The sequence below is a fragment of the Bombilactobacillus bombi genome (genome assembly GCF_003522965.1).
GTDB lineage: Bacteria > Bacillota > Bacilli > Lactobacillales > Lactobacillaceae > Bombilactobacillus > Bombilactobacillus bombi.
The window spans coordinates 1,073,383-1,093,367 of the sequence record NZ_CP031513.1; the positions used below are offsets into that span (position 1 = coordinate 1,073,383).

The following is a 19,985-nucleotide window of genomic DNA, read 5'->3' on the forward strand; positions in this document are numbered from 1 at the left end:
GTTTGTAAGTTGATAAGAAATAACTTGTTTCTTATCTCCCTCCCCAAAATAAAAATAATTTAAATATTGAACCCCCCTCAATAATTTAAATAAATAAAGACCTCGCAATTGCGAGGTCTTTTTATATATAAAAAATGCTTGTTAGTGTTGATTCTTAACCAACACTAACAAGCATTAAGCAAATTATTTAACTAGATAACCTTTAGTTTCTTTGACCCATTCATTAGTAGAAACTTGATAGAAGGTTGCACCATCAATAACTAGCTTTTGACCAGTTTTCCAGCTGCTGCCAGTTACCAACAAGCGATCAGGTTTTTGATTGAGGCGTTGGCCATCAGCAGATATTTCCCAAAGATAAGCTTGCGGTTCTGTCACTTGAAAAACATTAGCTGCCATATCAGAGCGGGTAATCCCAGTATCAATCCACGTTGACTTGGTAGGAGTATCTGTATAAATTACTTGATCTAATCTGACATACTCATGAGTCGAAACCCGATAATAATAAGTTCCATTAATTAAACGCCGCCGATCAGTCTTCCAAGCACTATTTAAAGCTAGATAACGATCAACTACCACATTACCATTATCATCAAAAATCTGAGCATATTGGAATGATGAACCATTTAAAATAGTTACAACACCATTTAAATCTTCATCAGTAACAGCCGGTTTATTATCAGGTGTAGGTTGGGTAGGAGTTACAACTGCTGGTGCTGTTGGCTGTGGTGCTGGAGATGGATTAACTGGCTGCGTAGGTTGAGTAGGCTGACTCGGAGTAGAAGGCTTAGAGCCCGGCTGGGAAGGTTTGTTACTATTACCACCACTAGCTTTTTTAACCGTTACTTGATACGTATAGTTACCGTCAGAATCTAGTGAAACTGGCGTTGTCTGATTGTCCTTATTAATAGATATTTTATGAGCATTAATGAACTTGTCATATTTACTATTTCCTAAAAGTGCATGCAAATCAATAGTTACTGTATAAATTGGATTACCATCTTGATGATCTTTCTTACCACTATCTTTAATTGATGTATTATTCTGCAAGCTTTGATCCCAGTTGGTTTTTCCTTTTAAGCCTGTAATACTTTCCTTAATTTTACTTTCAATGTCTTTATCATCATTTATTGCACTTATAGTACTAATACTAATAGAATCGAGTTGGTTGACTGTAATGTCTCGTGTATAAGTGTAATCACCTTTTCCATCAGGTGTAACTGGCTTCTTATCTAATTGGAAAGCACTATAATTATTATCTAAAATTTTGCCAACATGAATAGTTACTTGTTGGTGATAGGTTCCAGGTTGCAGATAAATACCTTGATAGTACTTGTCATTATCATCTTTTATTGCTCCAAATTTGACATTACCTTTTGCTGTTAATACCGATGTTTCGTCGTCATTTTCACCTTTTATACGCAATAAACCAATCTTGTTGAAATCACTCACAGGAGTACCTTCATCAATATCATCAAATTTTTTATAATTTGTATCTGGTTGAGCGTTAAATACAGGCTTTGATGGTACCAAAGCATTAGCTTCAACTTTTTGTTTGAAAGTATATACATCTCCCTTAATATCTGAGCTTGTAACTGGCTTTCCATTAATTGTTACTTTATTATCGTTTACTGCATCCATATAATTTGATCCTAATAAATCCTTAAGATTCAGTTCAACCTCTTGTTCATAATCATTATCGGCTGTTAACTTGTCGCTAGTATATTCTTTATCACCCTTAAACAATTTACCAAATTTGACTACATCTTTAATATCTTTAACTGTTGTCCCTTTTTCAACTTTCAATTTGTCTTTTATTGTGTTTTGTAAGCCTGTTTTAGTTGTACCTTCATCTATCTTAACTGGATTCTCAACACATGCTACTTCAACTGGTTTTATTTCTTGTTGATCATTTATAACATTGAATGTTCTTGTGTAGGTCAAAGTACCGTTTGTGGCATCAAAATGTGGATTTGTTGTATTTCTATAGTCATAGATATTATTTCCACCCACCTTTAAATTACCATGACTTATGAGAATTTCATAACCATTATGAACTTCTTGTTCAAATAATTTTTTAAAATTAATCGTGATGTATTGTGTGTACATTCCTTGTTTAATTGGAGAGTTTTCGTCAACTTCTTTATCACTATCATCATAAAGTTTTTGCAATCCATCAGTATAAGGTGTCATTTTATCGACATCATAACCATTGGCTAAAACATCTGGTTTTTTACTTAATTCAATTAATTTTTTAGGATCTACATCATCATAATAATCAGAATTACGTTTATTAAAATTGATAGGACTATTGTCATAACTCATTGTACCTACTGCATCAACTTCAAATCCATTATCACCAGTAATGTGGTATGTTAATTCAATATCTCCACCAGACAAACGTATATCGGTCGTTATAACACTATCAGAATATGGATTTCCACTCGTGAGAGGATAAGATCCTCCATTATGAATTTTAGCTACGGCACTAATAGTAAATTTCAAATTTTTTAAAAGTGACTTACCATTTTGTATTTCAAAACCCGGCTGATTAGGTCTAAATGCACTATTAATATCAATCGAATTAATGCTGTATTTATTAGTTGAAGAATTAAATATAAGTGCACCATTAATAGAATCAGTAGGGTCAAAAAAGTCCTTATTATTGGCCACTGGCATATTATCAATAAAATTTAAACCAAGATTTTTGAACTCATTATAATGTAGAACGTTATACTTATTATCTTTCACAAACATGTTTTCAAGTGTCGTTTTTAAAGCATCTTCATCATCTTGTACCAAAGAATCTGCTTGCACCACTTGCGGTTGCAGTGGATTAACGTTCATTGGTGGAGCTATTAGAGCAGCGCCAAACAAGGACGCTGCAATGATGCTAGAGCTAACTAGCGTGGTTTTTTTCATTATAAATTTTCCTCCTCAATAATTGTGGTGATGTTTTAATTGTTCTCCCCAAATTAATCATCACTAACATGACCAAGATTAAGGAAACCGCTTTTATAAACGAGTTCCTTTTTTATATTAGCCATCTAAATTGAGTTTATCATAAAAATATTCCCCATAAAAGTGCTAATTAAGCCATCTCAACATAAAAAGCACCTTCTTAATTTGAAGGTGCAATACTAGTTTGAATTTCTGTGATTAAGTCCTGTAAATTAGTAATTTGATATTTATCCATCGCCTGAGGCAAATCATGAATAATTTGACAGCAAGCATCAGCTTGGTGGTAGGTAGCACTGCCGACTTGTACCGCATTAGCGCCGGCAACTAATAGTTCCAAAGCGTCGGCTGCACTTTCCACACCGCCCACGCCAATAATCGGTAACCGAGTTACTGTCCGAACTTGGCGAATCATGCGAACAGCTAGCGGATGCAGGGCACTGCCAGATAATCCGCCTGTCCCATGAGCCAAAATTGACTGGCGTGTTTTTAAGTCAAAGCCTAAACCAGTTAAGGTATTAATCATTGTTAATCCACTAGCACCCCCACGCTCGGCCGCTAGCGCAATCGGTACGATATCAGTGACATTGGGTGTCAGCTTCATAAAGACTGGCTTATTGACCACTTGGCCAATTTGGCGCGTTAATTGCTCAACTGTTTGGGGATCTGTTCCAAAGGCTAGTCCTCCTTGTTCCACGTTGGGACAAGAAATATTAATTTCAAGCCATTTAACATTGTCAGCCGTAGCCATTTGTTGTGCCACGGTCACATATTCTTCTACGGTTGAACCAGCAACACTGCCGACAATGGGCAAGGTCGGATAATGTTGTGCTAACCAGGGCAATTGCTCTGTTAAAACAGTCTCAATTCCCGGGTTCTTGAGACCAATGGCATTAAGCCAACCACCAGTCATTTGCGCCGTTGTTGGTCGTGCATTCCCGGCGCGTGCAGTTGCAGTAGTTGACTTAATAACTAAAGCACCCAGAGTGTTTAAATCAAAGTTTTGGGCCATTTCTTGACCATAAGCCGCAGTGCCACTGGCGGGCATGATGGGATTTTTTAAGGTGATTTGCGGTAAGTTAACTGCTAAGCGATTCATATTCTCCTCCTATAAAGCTTGAGTGACAAAGGACTGAGCTTCCAACACTTGCAAAATGGCGTCTACAGTATCTAAAGCTGTGAATAACGGTACTTCATGAGCAATAGCTGTTTGCCGAATTAAAACACCATCGGTGGCACTAGCTTGTTCATTAGAAACCGTATTAACTACCAATTGTACTTGGTGATTCGTAATTAAATCCAATAAATTCGAATTTTCTGTAATTTTGGCGACGGCGTCAGCTTGCAAGCCAGCTTCATGGAGTGCTTGGGCCGTACCATGAGTAGCCACTAGTTGAAAGCCTAATTCATGAAAACGCTGAGCGAGTTTAATTGCTTCGTCTTTGTCTTCATCTTTTACGGTCATCAAGATAGTGCCATGTTGTGGTACATTTGTTTTGGCAGCTGCAAAAGCTTTATAAAGGGCTTTGGACAAGGTATAATCGCTTCCCATGACTTCACCTGTGGATTTCATTTCTGGCCCTAACAAGCTATCAACTCGAGCTAATTTAGCAAATGAAAAGACGGGAGCTTTCACATGAATCATCTTGCCTTCTGCCACTAGTCCATCTTGATAACCTTGAGCTTGCAGACTAGTACCTAAAATTGCCTTTGTTGCAACTTGCGCCATCGGAATATCAGTCACCTTACTTAAAAAAGGCACTGTTCGGCTGGCACGCGGATTAACTTCAATAACATAAGCTTGTTCATCGCGAATGATAAATTGAATATTCATCATCCCCAAGCAATTTAAACTGTACGCTAATTGTGTGGTATATTGAACAATTTGTTGTTTGACAGTAGCAGAAATATGCTGGCTGGGATAAACAGCCATAGAATCGCCAGAGTGCACTCCTGCGCGTTCAATATGTTCCATAATACCCGGAATCAACACATCTTGACCATCACAGATAGCGTCTACTTCGCATTCTTTACCGACTAAATACTGATCAATTAAGACCGGATGTTCATGTGAAACTTGCACCGCATTATGCATGTAATGGCGCAAGTCAGCTTCATTATGCACAATTTCCATGGCTCGTCCACCTAAGACATAGCTGGGACGTACCAAAACAGGATAACCGATGCGCGCAGCAATTTTGAGGGAAGTTGCTTCATCATTAGCGGTATCACCCACTGGTTGAGGAATTTTTAAGGCTTTAATTACTTGGTCAAATTCGTCTCGGTCTTCAGCACGATTAATATCAGCTACAGTAGTACCGATAATTGGAACACCTGCTTGGGCTAATGGTTCGGCCAAGTTAATAGCCGTTTGTCCGCCAAATTGTACAATCACTCCTTGGGGCTGTTCAAGGTCAATAACGTTTAAAACATCTTCTAAACTTAAAGGTTCAAAATACAACTTATCCGAAATGGAAAAATCAGTTGAAACAGTTTCTGGATTATTATTAATAATAATTGCTTCATAACCAGCACTTTGAATTGCTTGGACACAATGGACGGTCGCATAATCAAATTCAACCCCTTGTCCAATACGGATTGGTCCTGAGCCTAAGACTAAGATGGACGGCTTAGAGCTAGGGTGACTTTCATTTTCTTGCTCATAAGTTCCGTAAAAATAAGGCGTTGAAGCTGCAAATTCACCTGCGCAGGTATCAACCATTTTATAGACTGGCGTAATTTGCTGTCGCAGCCGCCATTGCCGCACAGCTTGGGGAGTCATTTGCCATTGACGGGCAATGGTTTCATCAGTGAGGCCGTTGGCTTTGGCGAGTGTCAAGGTGTCCACATCTTGAGGGTGTTGCTTTAATTGAGCTTCAATTTCTTGAATATGGAGCAATTTGTCTAAAAAGAAGATATTAATTTGCGTTAATTGATTTAACTTTTCTAAAGAATAGCCGCGTCGTAAGGCTTCTGCAAGATAAAATAACCGATCATCTTGCGGATGTGTTAACCCCTGTTCTAATTCTGATGCACTTAAGGCTGTTAATTCAGGTTTGTGCAGGTCTACTAAGCCAATTTCTAATGACCGAACCGCTTTTAAGGTAGCTTCTTCAATATTACGTCCAATCGCCATTACCTCGCCTGTAGCTTTCATCTGGGTGCCTAATTGCCGATCAGCTTGGGTAAATTTATCAAATGGCCAACGGGGAATTTTGCAGACTACATAATCTAAAGCTGGTTCAAATTCTGCGTAAGTGGTTTTTGTTACGGGATTTTTAATTTCATCAAGAGTTAAACCGACTGCAATTTTGGCAGCCATTTTCGCAATCGGGTAGCCTGTAGCTTTTGAAGCTAGAGCACTCGAGCGGCTCACCCGCGGGTTAACTTCGATTACATAATATTGATAACTATGTGGATCTAATGCCAACTGGACGTTACAGCCACCTTCGATTTTTAAAGCCCGGATAATTTTCAAAGAGACATCCCGCAACATCTGTACTTCCCGATCAGATAAGGTCTGAACAGGCGCATAGACAATCGAATCACCGGTATGAATACCCACGGGATCAAAGTTTTCCATATTGCAGACTACCAGAGCGTTATCTGCATGATCGCGCATAACTTCAAATTCAATTTCTTTGAAACCGGCAATACTTTGCTCAACTAATATTTGCGTCACGGGGGAAAGTGCTAAACCATTTTCCGCAATGGTAGCTAATTCACTCTCATTAGATGCAATCCCACCGCCACTGCCACCCATGGTAAAGGCCGGACGCACAATTACTGGATAGCCTACATCTTGCGCAAAAGCGATTGCTTCAGCAGTCGTATGAGCAATGGCTGATCCAGGTACAGGTTCATGTAATTCTTGCATTAATGTCCGAAATTCTTCGCGATCTTCAGCTTGTTTGATTGCTGATAACTTGGTTCCCAACAATTCAATCTGCAATTCATCTAAAATCCCAGATTCAGCTAAAGCTACTGCCATATTCAGTCCTTGTTGGCCACCTAAAGTAGGCAAAATGGCTTCAGGCAATTCCTTGCGCAGAATTTGCGACACAAATTCTAAGGTTAAAGGTTCCAAATAAACCTTATCGGCGATTTTTTTGTCTGTCATAATAGTGGCCGGATTAGAGTTAACTAAGACTACTTGATAACCTAATTCTTTCAAAGCTAGACACGCTTGCGTGCCCGAGTAATCAAATTCAGCAGCTTGGCCAATAATAATCGGACCAGAACCAATAACCATTATTTTATGAATGTCAGTACGCTGTGTCATGGGAAGCCTCCTGTTGTGAATTGTTATCCATTAATTGAATAAATTGATCGAATAATGCGGCTGCATCATGTGGTCCGGGTGCAGCATCCGGATGAAATTGGACGGAAAAGGCTGGATATTGTTGATGCTGCAGACCTTCAACGGTTTGATCGTTAATTTCTTCGTGAGTTACTTTCAAATTTGTCGCCGTTAAAGACTGCCGACTAACCGCATAACCATGATTTTGCGAAGTAAAAGCAATATTACCAGTAGCTAAATTGCGCACTGGATGATTAAAACCGCGATGACCGAATTTCAACTTATAAGTATCAGCTCCATTAGCCAAGGCAAATAGCTGATGCCCTAGACAAATTCCAAATAACGGAACTTGTTGTTCTACTGTGCGAATCATTTCCAAAGCTTGCGGTACATCTTTAGGATCACCAGGGCCGTTACTTAATAAAACTCCATCAGGATTTAAGTTTAAAATTTCTGCTGCGGTACTGTCAGCCGGAACAACCGTAAAGTTACAATTGCGTTGAGCTAATTGCCGTAAAATAGAATTTTTCAAACCAAAGTCTACAACAACGACCTTATGTCCTGTAGCTGGACCAGGATAAGGATTTTTAGTCGTACTCATTGCTACTTGGTTATGAGGTAATTGCTGGTGTTGTAAATTTTGAATGGTGTTGTCATTCACTTGATTAACAATGGCTGCTTTTAAGGCTCCTTGTTGGCGAATATGTCGAGTTACAGCCCGTGTATCAATTCCACAAATGCCGGGGATTTGATGAATTTTCAGATATTCATCCAAGCTTAAAGTTTGGCGCCAATTGCTGGGGCGACGTGCTAATTCATGTACAACCACTGCTTGGCAGGTCGGCTGCAAAGATTCATCATCATCCCGATTAATCCCATAATTGCCAATCAATGGATAAGTAAACATCAAGATTTCCCCATTGTAGGATTGGTCGGTTATTGATTCTTGATAACCTGACATGCCTGTATTAAAGACCAACTCGCCGATGGTTTCACCAGGCGCACCAAAAGCCCAACCAGGATAGATACTGCCATCTTCTAAGACTAAGTAGCGTTTCATTATGCTTGCTCCTTTCGATAAACCCATTGTCCGCCAACCATCGTTGCTTGAATTGTTGCTGTTACTGGCGCACCAATAAAGGGCGAATTTAATCCCTGGGAATACATATGTTGTGCTGTAATTGTTGTTTCGTCTTGCACATTTAAAATGGTTAAATCAGCTGGCAATCCACTTGCTAGCTGACCCGCTTGAGTTAAATTGAAAACTTGTGCAGGTTTAACACTGAGCCATTGAATTAATTGTGCTAATGAACAAATACCCGGCTGAACTAAGTGGGTATATAAGAGTGGAAAACTAGTTTCTAAACCGGTAATGCCAAAGGCTGCCGTCTTCATTGAGCCTGCTTTGTCAGCAACTGTGTGTGGTGCATGATCAGTGGCAATCATGTCAATCGTGCCGTCTAATAATCCAGCCAACAAAGCTTGGCGATCACTTAAGGTCCGCAAAGGCGGATTCATTTTTAATTGAGGATTATCTTTAGTAATCATGGATTCATCTAGTAACAGATGATGAGGCGCAACTTCAGCACTGACGTGCAAATGCCGCTGCTTGGCAAAACGAATTAAGGCTACACTATTAGCTGTTGATACATGACAAGCATGATAGTGAACGCCAGTGGCCGCAGCTAATTCTAAGTCACGAGCTAACTGAGCAGTTTCTGCAACGGGCAAAATACCAGGTAAACCTAAGCGTTGCGCGGTGGCACCGGCATTCATTACCCCTTGATTCATTAAACTTTCATCTTCAATATGGGCCATGAGCGGCAAGTTAACTTGATGGGCTGCTTGCATAGCTTGATACATAGTATTAGCGCTTTGAACGCCACTACCATCATTACTAAAGCCAAAAGCTCCAGCCGCTTTCATACCTGCAAAATCGACTAACTGTTCACTAGTGCGTTCTTTAGTAATGCTGGCATACTGTAAAACATGGACTTGGGCTTCACGTTGATTGAGCTGCACCATTGCTTGTAATTTTGAGGGTGTATCAGGTACTGGTTTAACATTAGGCATCGCAGCCACTGTCGTATAACCGCCATGCGCTGCCGCCAAGGTACCAGTTTTGATGGTTTCCTTTTGCGTAAAACCCGGTTCTCTCAAGTGCACATGCACATCAATAAAACCTGGGGCAATGACCTGTTGGGGATTTAAGGGTACGATTTGCGCTTCGGAGCCATTAATCTGAGGAGCAATTTGGCTAATTCGATCATTATCAATCAATATATCTTGGCGTGAGATATGGTTATTAACAAAAACTTGACCGCCTTTGAGACAGATTTTCATTTGCTCAACTCCTTTAATTCTTGGTCTGCAATTATATCTTGACTAGCTAATAATTGTGCGACAATTGCCATGCGAGCGTAAACGCCATTTTGCATTTGGCGAAAAATCCGCGATTGTGGACTTTCCACTAATTCTGAAGCAATTTCCACACCCCGATTAACTGGAGCGGGATGCATAATAATTGTATGTGGCTGCAATTGTTGATAACGCTCAGGAGTGAGACCATATTGTTGATAATAAGTTTGTGCATTAAAGTCTGCTTCTTCAACTTGTGCAAAGCGTTCATGCTGCACCCGTAATAACATTAAGACGTCAACTTGTTTAATTAAGTCTTCCAGAGGGAGATATTGTCCCCATTGCTGTAGGTCTTTTGCAAACCAAACCTTCGGACCACTAAAGTAAATCTGCGCACCTAAACGCTGCAATAATTGTGCATTAGACCGAGCCACGCGCGAATGTGCCAAGTCACCTACAATCCCAACTTTCAAACCAGCAAAATGCTTAAATTCTTCAAAAATAGTAATAATATCTAATAATGATTGTGAGGGGTGTTGGCCACTACCGTCCCCGCCATTGGCGATGCTAATTTGTAAATTATCCGCCAGCAATTGTTGATAATATTCATTTTGGGGATGGCGAATAACCGCTAAATTCACGCCAATTGCCTGCAAGGTTTTGACTGTATCTGATAAACTCTCACCTTTAGTAATCGAGCTTGCACTAGGAACAAATGGTAATACTTGCAGGCCTAGTTTGCGCTCAGCCATTTCAAAGCTTGTATGCGTGCGGGTGCTGTTTTCGAAGAATAAATTCATGGCGTAAGCAGGTTGTCGCAAATGGACTTGGGCTCCCTGCTTGAATGCTGTAGCTAAATTAATTAAATGACGAACATCTTCGAGTGATAATTGATTAACATTGACCAAATCGTGAATCATGATTTTTCCCCTTTGCAAATTTAATCAATTAAAAAACACCTAACATCTTCGCCAATTATTGCTTGCAAAGATGCTAGGTGCACTTCGATCTTAGAACCCATCTGTTCCTCACGGGAAACAATTAATTGGTTAAAATATTCAAATGTTTTTAAATTGTCATTAGTTTAATATAAAGTAAAATTACTGTCAAGAATTAATTTATTTAATATGCAGCATTTTTCGCCAGCGGGTCGCATCAATATTCAAACTTTGGTCTAATAACCGTAATTTTAAAGTTAAATATCCATAAACAGCTGCTCCCAGCCCCACTTCGATTAACATATAAGCAGCACTTAAGACGCGGCCAATTTTAGCCGTTAGCGCATATAATAGCCAATCAGCTCCAAAAACGACAATCGCCATAACCACTGCCGCTAAGAAGACTTGGCTTAAGTCATGAGTGATTAAATGCCGTAAATCAAACGGATATAAACAATAAATTCGATGCAACATCAAATAACAAATCAAAATTAAAGCCAATACTGTAGCTGTTAATGGTCCATAAGCTTGCAAAAGATAAACTAAAGGCCATTGGATCAGCACTTTGAATCCAAAACCAATGAACAGATATTTAATCGCCAAATTATTCCGATATAAAGCTTGCAAAATAGCAGCTAACACCATAAAAAACCCAATTAATAAAGCTACAATACACGAAAAGCGCAACATATTAATACCCAAGCGGTCATACCCGTAAAAGGCACCCCATAAAGGTCGAGCTACAGCTGCCATTCCTAATGTTGCTGGCAACATAAAAAAGCCAAAAAGGCGGATAATATTAATAATTTGTTGGGTGATTTTTTGATTATTTTTACTTGTATATAATGAAGCTACTAACGGAATTGAAGAAGAAACAATTCCCGTTGCCAAAGACACAGCCACCATCATTAACTTATTAGCCTGAAAACCAAATAACGAATAGTAATAATCTAATTGCTGTTGTGAAATTTGCATAAAACTTTGCATCATTGGATTAAAAGTAGCTTGATCAAACAAGTTAAAAATCGTCACCGCAGAATCAATGATAATGAAAGGAATTGCCTGCAGCAAAATTTCTTTTGTAAAATCATGCGCCGTAAAGTTAATATCGTGACTGCCCGAAGCTGCTAAATCCTTTAAATGCTGCCGTTGCCGTGCAAAACAAGTTAACAAATACAATACTGAAATCCCGGCTCCTATAAAAGAGGCAAACGTTGACTTGGTAACTGCATCTACATAATTACCGCGTTGAATTTGCATAATAATATAGGTGATAGCCAGCATATAAGCTACCCGTGCCAATTGTTCGAGCATCATTGAAATAGCTGATGGACCCATTTGGCCGTAACCTTGAAAATAACCCCGCATAATACTTAAAGTCGGCAAAATTAAAACAGCAACGGCTAAGGCGCGAATCGCTGGAATACTACGCGGATCACTGTTAGTAAATAAGGCAGCTACCCAACCAGCACCAAAATACATCAAGGCGCCAAAGATTATTCCAATTATAGCTGTCACCTTTAAAGCCTGCTTAAATAGTTGATTGCCAGCTTCATATTCTCCTAAAGCGTTATAATGGGAGATTTGCTTGGAAATCGCACTAGGTAATCCCGCCGTCGAAACTAACAGAAAAAAATCATAAATATGATAGACCTTGCCATACAAGGCATTAGCTGAAGCAACAATTACAGCCGAGCCCATCCATATATTCCAAGGAATAACATATAAAGCGGATAAAGCTCGGGAAACAATACCACTGGCAGTAATCCAAGCCGAGCCTGATAATAATGAATCTTGCCGGGGTACTTTTTGCTTATTATTTGCAGACATGCTAAACCTTCCTTTTTCTACTAAAACCATATTATACAAAAAAGGCTGAGACAAAACTATATTTTTCTCAGTCAATTGTGAATTAATTATTGGTCGTTAGTGCTTCTACCAAACGGTGGGCAATTTCTGAAGACGAGGCTAAATCAGGATGCAAACCATCTGTGTAAGTTAAGGGCCAATCTGCTGTTTCCAAAATTGTTGTTTGCGGATATTCAATTGACTCTTCGCGAATCACTGCCGCATGTCGTTGTGAAAAAGGAATCATTACTAACTTAGGGGTTTGCGGATATAACAATTGAACTTTTTGCATAAATAATTCCCAAGCGGCACGAAACTCAATTTCATTGGCTTTTTTATCAGGAGTGCCTAAATTAATTACGACATACTTCGAAGACTGCGGCGTCCATGAATGAGTGGCGTCAATTTTATCCAAAAATTGCGCAGCCACTGGTACACCACCTGATCCAGGTTTGACCAACCCCGCACCTGGATAAGCTACCCGAACATCTTCTAAACCTAATTGTTCAGCAGCTAAAGCGGCAAAATTGCCTTCTGCACAATAATCTTGACCTGCAGTTTTGCCATGTACCCAAGAACCAGCAGTAATTGAGTCGCCAATAAAAGTAATTACGTCCCCAGCTGGCTTGACTGGTGTTAATTTTGCGGCAGAATCTGTCTGAATTTGATCAAAATATAAACCACCATGCCGCTTCCAAACATTATCTTGGGGAGTATTACCACTGTAGACCACACTGATAAGATGTGTTTGTAAATCTGGCAGTTGAATTTTTAAAGGCATTTGCGTTAAGTTACACCGTTGATAATCTCCATCATCAATTTTATAGGCTAACCAGACGCCTTCTGGTTCCGATTGGGTAGAAAAATCTAATTCTACTTGGCGAGTGCCCGTCACTTGTGTATATAACCGGGCTCCTAAGTTGGTAGTATATAAGCCATGACTAGTTTGGGCCCATCTTCCCGAAAAATAAATTCCTGCAATAGCAAAATTAGCTGCTGTTGTTTGCATTTTCATGATATGTCCTCCTTATTACTCTCAACAATCTATGATACTATAATACTGACATGATAACTCATTAAGGATAGGTAAAAATGTATAAAAATATAATTTTTGATATTGACGGTACGCTTTTGGATACTCATGATGCAGCTTTGTTAGGCTTACAAAAAAGTCTTTGGGAAGATTATCACATTAAACAAACTCTAGCAGATTTGGAATTTAGTTTTTCAGGTACTGCTAGGGATGTCTTTAATAAATATCAAATTCCCCAAGATCAAGAATATGCATTTGCAGAAAGCGTTATGACTAATTCTTTAACATTTACTGATGAAATTAAACCCTTTGCTGGGATCGAAGAAACTTTAGAACAACTGCAAGCACGCCATGTTCCGTTAATTGTGGTTACTTCTGAAGATCAACAAGAAGTCGATGCTGTTTTTAAAAAAACAAGTATTAGTCCTTATTTTCAACAATTTGTCACTGCTGATCAAGTTCAAGAACACAAACCCGCAGCAGAACCCACTTTAGCCGCTTTAAAAAAATTGCAGGCCACTCCCCAAGACACCTTATATATTGGTGATTCCAAAAATGATGTTGGCAGCGCCCATAATGCTCAAGTAGCCTTTGGCTTAGCAACTTGGGGTGCCAATCCTCAAGATAGCTTCCCTGAAGCTGAATATCTTTTACAAAAACCACAAGATATTTTGCAGTTAGTACCCTAATAAAAACCGATATTGAGATTAGCAAGAACTCAATACCGGTTTTATTTAGTGTGAATTAAAGTAAGTGTGCTTCTTGGAGTAATTCTCCCAACCAAGTTTTTTGTGATTTATCTAACGCCTTGTTTTTGACCCAACTAGGTATAGGTAAGTCTATTTCTCGTAATTGCTTTTTGTCATTCAGATAATAGATTGCTTTAAATAATTCGCGAATATCGTAAATTGAATTAAAGACTTCAGGAACTCCGCGGTCGACATTTAGTAACGTATAAACAGCTTCCATTGCTGTCCGGACGGAATACTCTGTTGTAAAAACGGTGTCGCGCGTTGGGGATTCTGCAAAGTTACCAATAAAGGCTAAATTCTTTGAACCTTGAGGAACGACGGCTGGGCGATCACCAGCTGTACGTGGCATGAAGTAACTGGTAATGTATGGCATATAAACTGGGTTGGTGTTAATAGATTCTTGTTGAGATAACTTGGCAATTAAACTTTCTGGCACTCCCAAGTGATAAAGCCATTCCTGAGTAATTTCTTCGCCAGTACATTCAGTAATAGTCTTTTTAATATAATTACCTTCAGTGTCAGAATATAAGCCATATAACCATACCACGGTTTCGTTTTCCTTTTGAGCTTTAAAATGTGGCTGGCGATGTACCGCAAAACTTAACAACCAATTAGAATCGGTAATCGTGACAATTCCACCAGTATTAACTTTATGATCATGTAAGTCACGCTTAGTTAAGCGTTCAATATAAGGATCAAGGGCAGTATTTTTAATAGTAGCAGTTGCTGAAACAAACCAACTGCGCTTAGGCAGATTCTTATAAAAAACTTGTGGATGTCCAAATTCCGTGGATTGTTGAGCTAATTTTTCCCATAAGGCCCAACTGTTACCCATTGCATTAGTTACTGGTGCTGGCTGGTGGTGGTTGCCGTAAGTAGAACTTTCAGTAATAGATCCATTCGTTACAAAAACCAAATCATCAGCTGTCAAGTTAATCTCTTGAGCTTCACCAGCTTGTTCCAAAAGAATTTTTTGTGCTATTTTTTGATTATGCGTAGTATCTACTAAAACATTTTTCACGGCACAGTCATAGCGAATATCTACATTATGTTGCTCTAAATATTTAATTAAAGGCATAACCATCGATTCATATTGATTATAGCGATTAAATTTTAAAGCGGTAAAATCTGGCAGGCCATCAATATGGTGAATAAAGCGCATCGCATAACGCCGCATTTCAACGGCTGAGTGCCATTTCTCAAAAGCAAACATTGTTGCCCAATACATCCAAAAGTTACTTTCAAAAAATTCCGGTGAAAAGAAATCTTCAATAGTTTGTTTACCCAAACGACTTTCAGGAGTCATAATAAGTTTGATAATTTCTTTAGATGAGCCGTCTAATGTGTATTTGCCATCATCGGGTACTCGATCGCCACGATGATGAATTAAGCGACAATTAGAGGAATTAGGATCATCTTTATCAAGCCAATAATATTCATCTAAAAATGAAGCACCCTCAATTTCTAAAGACGGAATGGAACGATATAAATCCCATAAACATTCAAAATGATTCTCCATTTCTCGACCGCCACGAATGACAAAACCAATATCTGGGCGCTTGGCTCCATCTAAAGAGCCACCACTTTGAGGTAATTCTTCAAAAATATGAATTCGCTCGCCTGCTATTTGAGCATCCCGAATTAAGAAAACTGCCGCTGCTAATCCAGCCAATCCAGCACCAACAATATAGGCCGATTTTTGATCAACATTAGCTGGTTTTTGCGGATGAGCAAAAGCTTCATAATTACCATTAGAATAATACATATTATTGCCCCCTCGTTTTTGATTTACGCTTTCATTATACTCTTATTGAAATCATCTATCCAACGCAAAAAAAGCTGAAACCGTCATGGTTTCAGCCTTCTAGCACTATTTTAATAATATACACCCACAATTGTCGCGGTAATCACAGAAGCTAAAGTTGCCCCTAGTAATAATTTCATGGTAAAACTAGCAACATAGCCCCCTTGTTTGGCGCTGATAGACTTCATCGAACCAGTGATAATGCCAATAGAACCAAAGTTAGCAAAAGAAACTAAGTAAGTTGATATAATCGCAATTGACTTGGCACTGAGGCCTTTCATTGCTTGCAAATCAGCCATGGCTACAAATTCATTCGTCAACAACTTCGTTGCCATTAAACTTCCAACTTTAACTACATCTTGTCCAGGCACGCCCATAATGAATGCTACTGGTGAAAATATATAACCTAAAATTTGCGTAAAGGAAATATGAATAGCAGCTTTTAAAGTACTATTTAAGAAAGCAATCAAAGCAACAAAACCAATAACCATTGCTCCCACAGTAATAGCAATATTAAAACCATCCATAATATAATTACCTAACATTTGGAAAAATGGTTCGGATTGCGGGTCAGTTGAAGGAGTAATTTCTTGATCTTCTTCTTTAATGTCATACGGATTAATAATACAAGAAACAATTAACGCTGATAAAATGTTCAAAAAGACTGCCACCACCACAAATTTACCCGGAATCATCTTCATATATGAAGCCAATAAGGAAGCTGATACAGCACTCATTGCGGAAGCACAGATTGTATATAAACGTTGCCGATTTAACTGTGAAATTTGATCTTTAATGGTAATAAAGACTTCTGGCATGCCTAAAATTGCTGTCGAAATGGCAAAATAGCTTTCCATCTCACCCATACCAACGACTTTATTTAAAGCCCAACCAACCCATTTAATAATGAATGGCAAAACCTTAATATAATTCAAAATACCAATTAAAGCAGCAATAAAAACAATCGGCATTAAAACATTGAAGAAAAACACCGTTTGCCCAGGTTTAATTACAATATTGCCAAAAACAAAGTTAACACCATCAGCAGCTTGGTCCATCAACCAGTTAAAGAATGCTGAAATATGGGCTAAAGTACTCACGCCTCCAGACGTATGCAAACTCAAAAAAGAAATAATAAATTGCAATAACAGCAAAATGCCAATTCTTTTATATTTGATATTTTTGCGGTCAAAACTAACTAACCACCCAATTACAAACACTAGTGCCAAGCCCAGTATTAAGAAAACAAAGCGCATCAAATCACTCCTTCATCATTGTCCAAAAATTATCTCCGATTATCTAACTTAAAGTATTATTGGACTAATGTCAAAGTAAAATCTATAATTGTGTAAAATTTTCTCTACAGTAACTAATATCTCCCAGTAAAAAAGCTGAGACAATTAAAGTCTCAGCTCAACTTAAACTTCTTAAACTAAATGGCGTTCAAATGGTTGATCACTAATACCCTCACTTAAAATCTTTCGGCACCATTCTTTAGCGGAAAAGAGTGAATGATCCCGGTAATTACCACAACTTTCAATAGTTGTACCTTGTACATCTGACCATTGAATATTATCGCGAATTTCAATTAAAGCATCTTTGAGTGCTTGTGCTACTTCAGTAGTTGAATGTTCGCCCCAGGTAATCAGATGAAATCCAGTCCGACATCCAAACGGCGAACAGTCAATAACTCCGGTTAAACGATCGCGTAATAATCCTGCTAATAAATGCTCAATTGTATGCAAACCTGCAGTAGGAATCGCATTTTCATTTGGTTGAACTAAGCGCAAATCATAATTAGCAATTTTATCTCCTTGTGCGCCAGTTTCCACAGTGATTAAACGGACATATGGAGCTTTTACTTTGGTGTGATCTAAGGTGAAACTTTCTACTTTAGCCATGATTACTCTCCTTTAAATTAGCAATTGGTTCTTTAACTAGAATTTTAGTATGATGAAAACTTTTTTGAATATAACGTTGAATACTAGGTTGGCGATACAGTTGGACTAATTTTTTCATTGCAGGTTTGTGACTTGATTGTGGTCTTACTGCAATGATATTGATGTTTTTTTGAGTCGAGCGATTTAATTTCTCGTGCGCCAAGGTATCGTGCCAAACATTTAATCCACTTTCTTGAGCTACGGTATTAGTAATTAAACCAGCCGCTACATCATCTAAGACTCTTGGTACGGTGGAACTATTCACAGGATAAAATCGTAAACGATGAGGATTATCCTGGACATCAGCGATAGCCGCAGCTGTGGAATGCTTGGCTTGCAGCTTAATCAAACCTAAATGCTGTAATAGCTGCAAGCTGCGGGTCTGATTAGCAGGATCATCAGCAATAGCAATTTTAGCATGCTTAGGTAATTGATGAAGATGACGATATTTCTTGGAATATAATCCCAGCGGCTCTAGATAAGTTGTCCCAATGGGAACTAACTTACCTTGTGGATTATCATGATTGTATGACATCAAATAGCCATACGATTGAAAGGCATTCGCGTCTACGCTGCCTTCAGCAGTAGCGCGATTTAATTGAATACCGTCATTAATTTCTTTAACTTTAATTGTCAAATGTGCCTTTTTAGCTGCTGTGGATTGGGCAATATGCCGCCAAATTTGTGCATCAGCTCCTTGAGTACCCACAACTACTGTGGCAGTCTTGGCTTGAACATTTGTATTAATTGTAAATAAACTTAAAACCAAACACGCCAAAAGTAATATAATTTGTTTTTTATCAAATTTCATGACCCCACACCTCTTGGGCAACATCTTGGAGTAGTTGGATTTTGGCCCATTGTTGATCTTCAGTTAAAATGTTGCCTTCTTCCGTGGAGGCAAAACCACATTGTGGACTAATAGCTAAATAGTCTAAATCAACATATTGACTTGCTTCTTGAATACGATTAATTAAAGTTGTCCGATCTTCTAATTGACTTGATTTACTAGTTACTAAACCTAATACCACATACTTTTTAGGTGTGAGCAATTTGAGTGGTGAAAAATCGCCCGCTCGCTGTGAATCATATTCCAAATAATAAGCTTGGACATTTTCTTGGGAAAACAAAGGATCAGCAACACTTTGATAACCGCCGGAATAAGACCACGTAGAGTGATAATTGCCTCGGCAAATATGCGTATTAATAGTTAAATCAGCTGGCTTGTCTACAAAAGCAGCATTATTTAATTGCACATATGTTTGTTTTAATTCTGGGATATCAACTGGTACAGTTAAATGTTCTGGATGAGCTTGCCAGTCAGCCAAAGCTCCCCATGTACAATCATCTAATTGGATAGTGCGGCAGCCAGCTGCGTATAAATCGCTAATGACTTGTTGATAAGCTTGCGCAATATCAGCTAACAATTCATCTTGGTTAGGATAAAATTGCTCAACTTGACTTTGTTGTGGCTGTCGCAATAATTCTGCTAAAAATTGGCTCGGAGCTGGAATAGTTTGTTTAACTTGAATTCCAGCAGGCGTATGTGCTGCGGTAAATTTAAAGTGTTGGACAAAAGGATGGTTGTGACCACTAATTTTGCCAGTTAATTTTACAGTTTCTGCGCGGGTCACCTCATCATGAAAATGATAACCAGTATCAGCAGCTGCTTTTTGTACTCCCTCTAGCCCCCAAAAGAAATCCAAATGCCACCAACTACGCCGAAATTCGCCATCAGTTACTGCATGTAAACCAGCTTGAACTTCTTTATTCACTAAATCAATAATTGCTTGATCTTCTACAGCTGTTAAATCGGCAGCACTAATTTTATCTGCTTGAAATTGTGCGCGGGCTTGTTTTAAAGCTTGAGGTCGCAAAAAGCTGCCTACAATATCATACCGAAAAGGTGACTGTGTTCTTTGTGTAAATGTTTGTGCCATAAATATCTTCCTCCTTGAGCCGAAAAATGAGAACAAAAAAGCGTCTCTAATCACAACTTAATGTTGTAACTAGGGACGCTTTACTGCGTGTTACCACCCAAATTCAACAGTATCTCA

At 38.7% G+C, this 19,985-nt stretch carries 14 protein-coding genes; 1 reads left to right on the forward strand and 13 read right to left on the reverse strand.

The features are described from left to right. Positions 1-183: 183 nt before the first annotated feature. The 8 genes from DS830_RS05510 to DS830_RS05545 all read right to left on the reverse strand — a co-directional run bounded on the left by DS830_RS05510 (position 184) and on the right by DS830_RS05545 (position 13,414). A complete protein-coding gene (locus DS830_RS05510) occupies positions 184-2,919 on the reverse strand; it encodes an SLAP domain-containing protein (RefSeq protein WP_118908555.1) in 2,736 nt (911 codons plus the stop codon). Positions 2,920-3,118: 199 nt separating this feature from the next. Then, complete coding sequence (locus DS830_RS05515) at positions 3,119-4,054, reverse strand: dihydroorotate dehydrogenase (protein ID WP_118908556.1); 936 nt, start codon at positions 4,052-4,054, stop codon at positions 3,119-3,121. A 9-nt stretch (positions 4,055-4,063) separates the two neighbouring features. Beyond that, the gene (gene carB, locus DS830_RS05520) at positions 4,064-7,237 is read right to left on the reverse strand and encodes a carbamoyl-phosphate synthase large subunit (RefSeq protein WP_118908557.1); all 3,174 of its coding nucleotides are present in this window, start codon (positions 7,235-7,237) and stop codon (positions 4,064-4,066) included. Continuing rightward, positions 7,221-8,315 (reverse strand): carbamoyl phosphate synthase small subunit, encoded by a 1,095-nt coding sequence (locus DS830_RS05525; RefSeq protein WP_118908558.1) that lies wholly within the window; start codon positions 8,313-8,315, stop codon positions 7,221-7,223. The genes carB and DS830_RS05525 overlap by 17 nt, the downstream gene beginning before the upstream one ends. After that, positions 8,315-9,598, reverse strand: coding sequence for a dihydroorotase (locus tag DS830_RS05530; RefSeq protein WP_118908559.1), 1,284 nt, complete (start codon positions 9,596-9,598; stop codon positions 8,315-8,317). The genes DS830_RS05525 and DS830_RS05530 overlap by 1 nt, the downstream gene beginning before the upstream one ends. Further along, positions 9,595-10,533: an aspartate carbamoyltransferase catalytic subunit gene (locus tag DS830_RS05535; protein ID WP_118908560.1), complete on the reverse strand. Its 939-nt coding sequence runs from the start codon at positions 10,531-10,533 to the stop codon at positions 9,595-9,597. Before DS830_RS05535 ends, DS830_RS05530 begins: the two co-directional genes overlap by 4 nt. Before the next feature lie 198 nt (positions 10,534-10,731). Continuing rightward, positions 10,732-12,381 carry a putative polysaccharide biosynthesis protein gene (locus tag DS830_RS05540; protein WP_118908561.1) on the reverse strand — a complete coding sequence of 550 codons (1,650 nt, stop codon included), beginning with the start codon at positions 12,379-12,381 and terminating at the stop codon, positions 10,732-10,734. Between the two features lie 82 nt (positions 12,382-12,463). Beyond that, the gene (locus tag DS830_RS05545; RefSeq protein ID WP_118908562.1) at positions 12,464-13,414 is read right to left on the reverse strand and encodes a GDSL-type esterase/lipase family protein; all 951 of its coding nucleotides are present in this window, start codon (positions 13,412-13,414) and stop codon (positions 12,464-12,466) included. 77 nt (positions 13,415-13,491) lie between these two features. On the opposite strand from DS830_RS05545, the gene DS830_RS05550 reads away from it, so the two are divergent. After that, positions 13,492-14,121, forward strand: a complete 630-nt coding sequence (locus DS830_RS05550) for an HAD family hydrolase (RefSeq protein ID WP_118908563.1) — start codon at positions 13,492-13,494, stop codon at positions 14,119-14,121. A 55-nt stretch (positions 14,122-14,176) separates the two neighbouring features. Here DS830_RS05550 and DS830_RS05555 read toward each other — a convergent pair whose 3' ends face one another. From DS830_RS05555 to DS830_RS05575, 5 genes are all read right to left on the reverse strand, one after another. Next, on the reverse strand, positions 14,177-15,949 hold the full coding sequence (locus DS830_RS05555) for an oleate hydratase (protein WP_118908564.1): 1,773 nt from the start codon (positions 15,947-15,949) through the stop codon (positions 14,177-14,179). Between the two features lie 110 nt (positions 15,950-16,059). Further along, positions 16,060-17,244 (reverse strand): NupC/NupG family nucleoside CNT transporter, encoded by a 1,185-nt coding sequence (locus tag DS830_RS05560; protein ID WP_118908565.1) that lies wholly within the window; start codon positions 17,242-17,244, stop codon positions 16,060-16,062. 171 nt (positions 17,245-17,415) lie between these two features. Further along, entirely contained in the window at positions 17,416-17,889 is a 474-nt protein-coding gene (locus DS830_RS05565; protein ID WP_118908566.1) for an S-ribosylhomocysteine lyase, read from the reverse strand. Next, positions 17,882-18,739 carry a MetQ/NlpA family ABC transporter substrate-binding protein gene (locus DS830_RS05570; RefSeq protein ID WP_118908567.1) on the reverse strand — a complete coding sequence of 286 codons (858 nt, stop codon included), beginning with the start codon at positions 18,737-18,739 and terminating at the stop codon, positions 17,882-17,884. The genes DS830_RS05565 and DS830_RS05570 overlap by 8 nt, the downstream gene beginning before the upstream one ends. Beyond that, entirely contained in the window at positions 18,729-19,868 is a 1,140-nt protein-coding gene (locus DS830_RS05575; RefSeq protein WP_118908568.1) for a 5-methyltetrahydropteroyltriglutamate--homocysteine S-methyltransferase, read from the reverse strand. The genes DS830_RS05570 and DS830_RS05575 overlap by 11 nt, the downstream gene beginning before the upstream one ends. Positions 19,869-19,985: the final 117 nt, after the last annotated feature.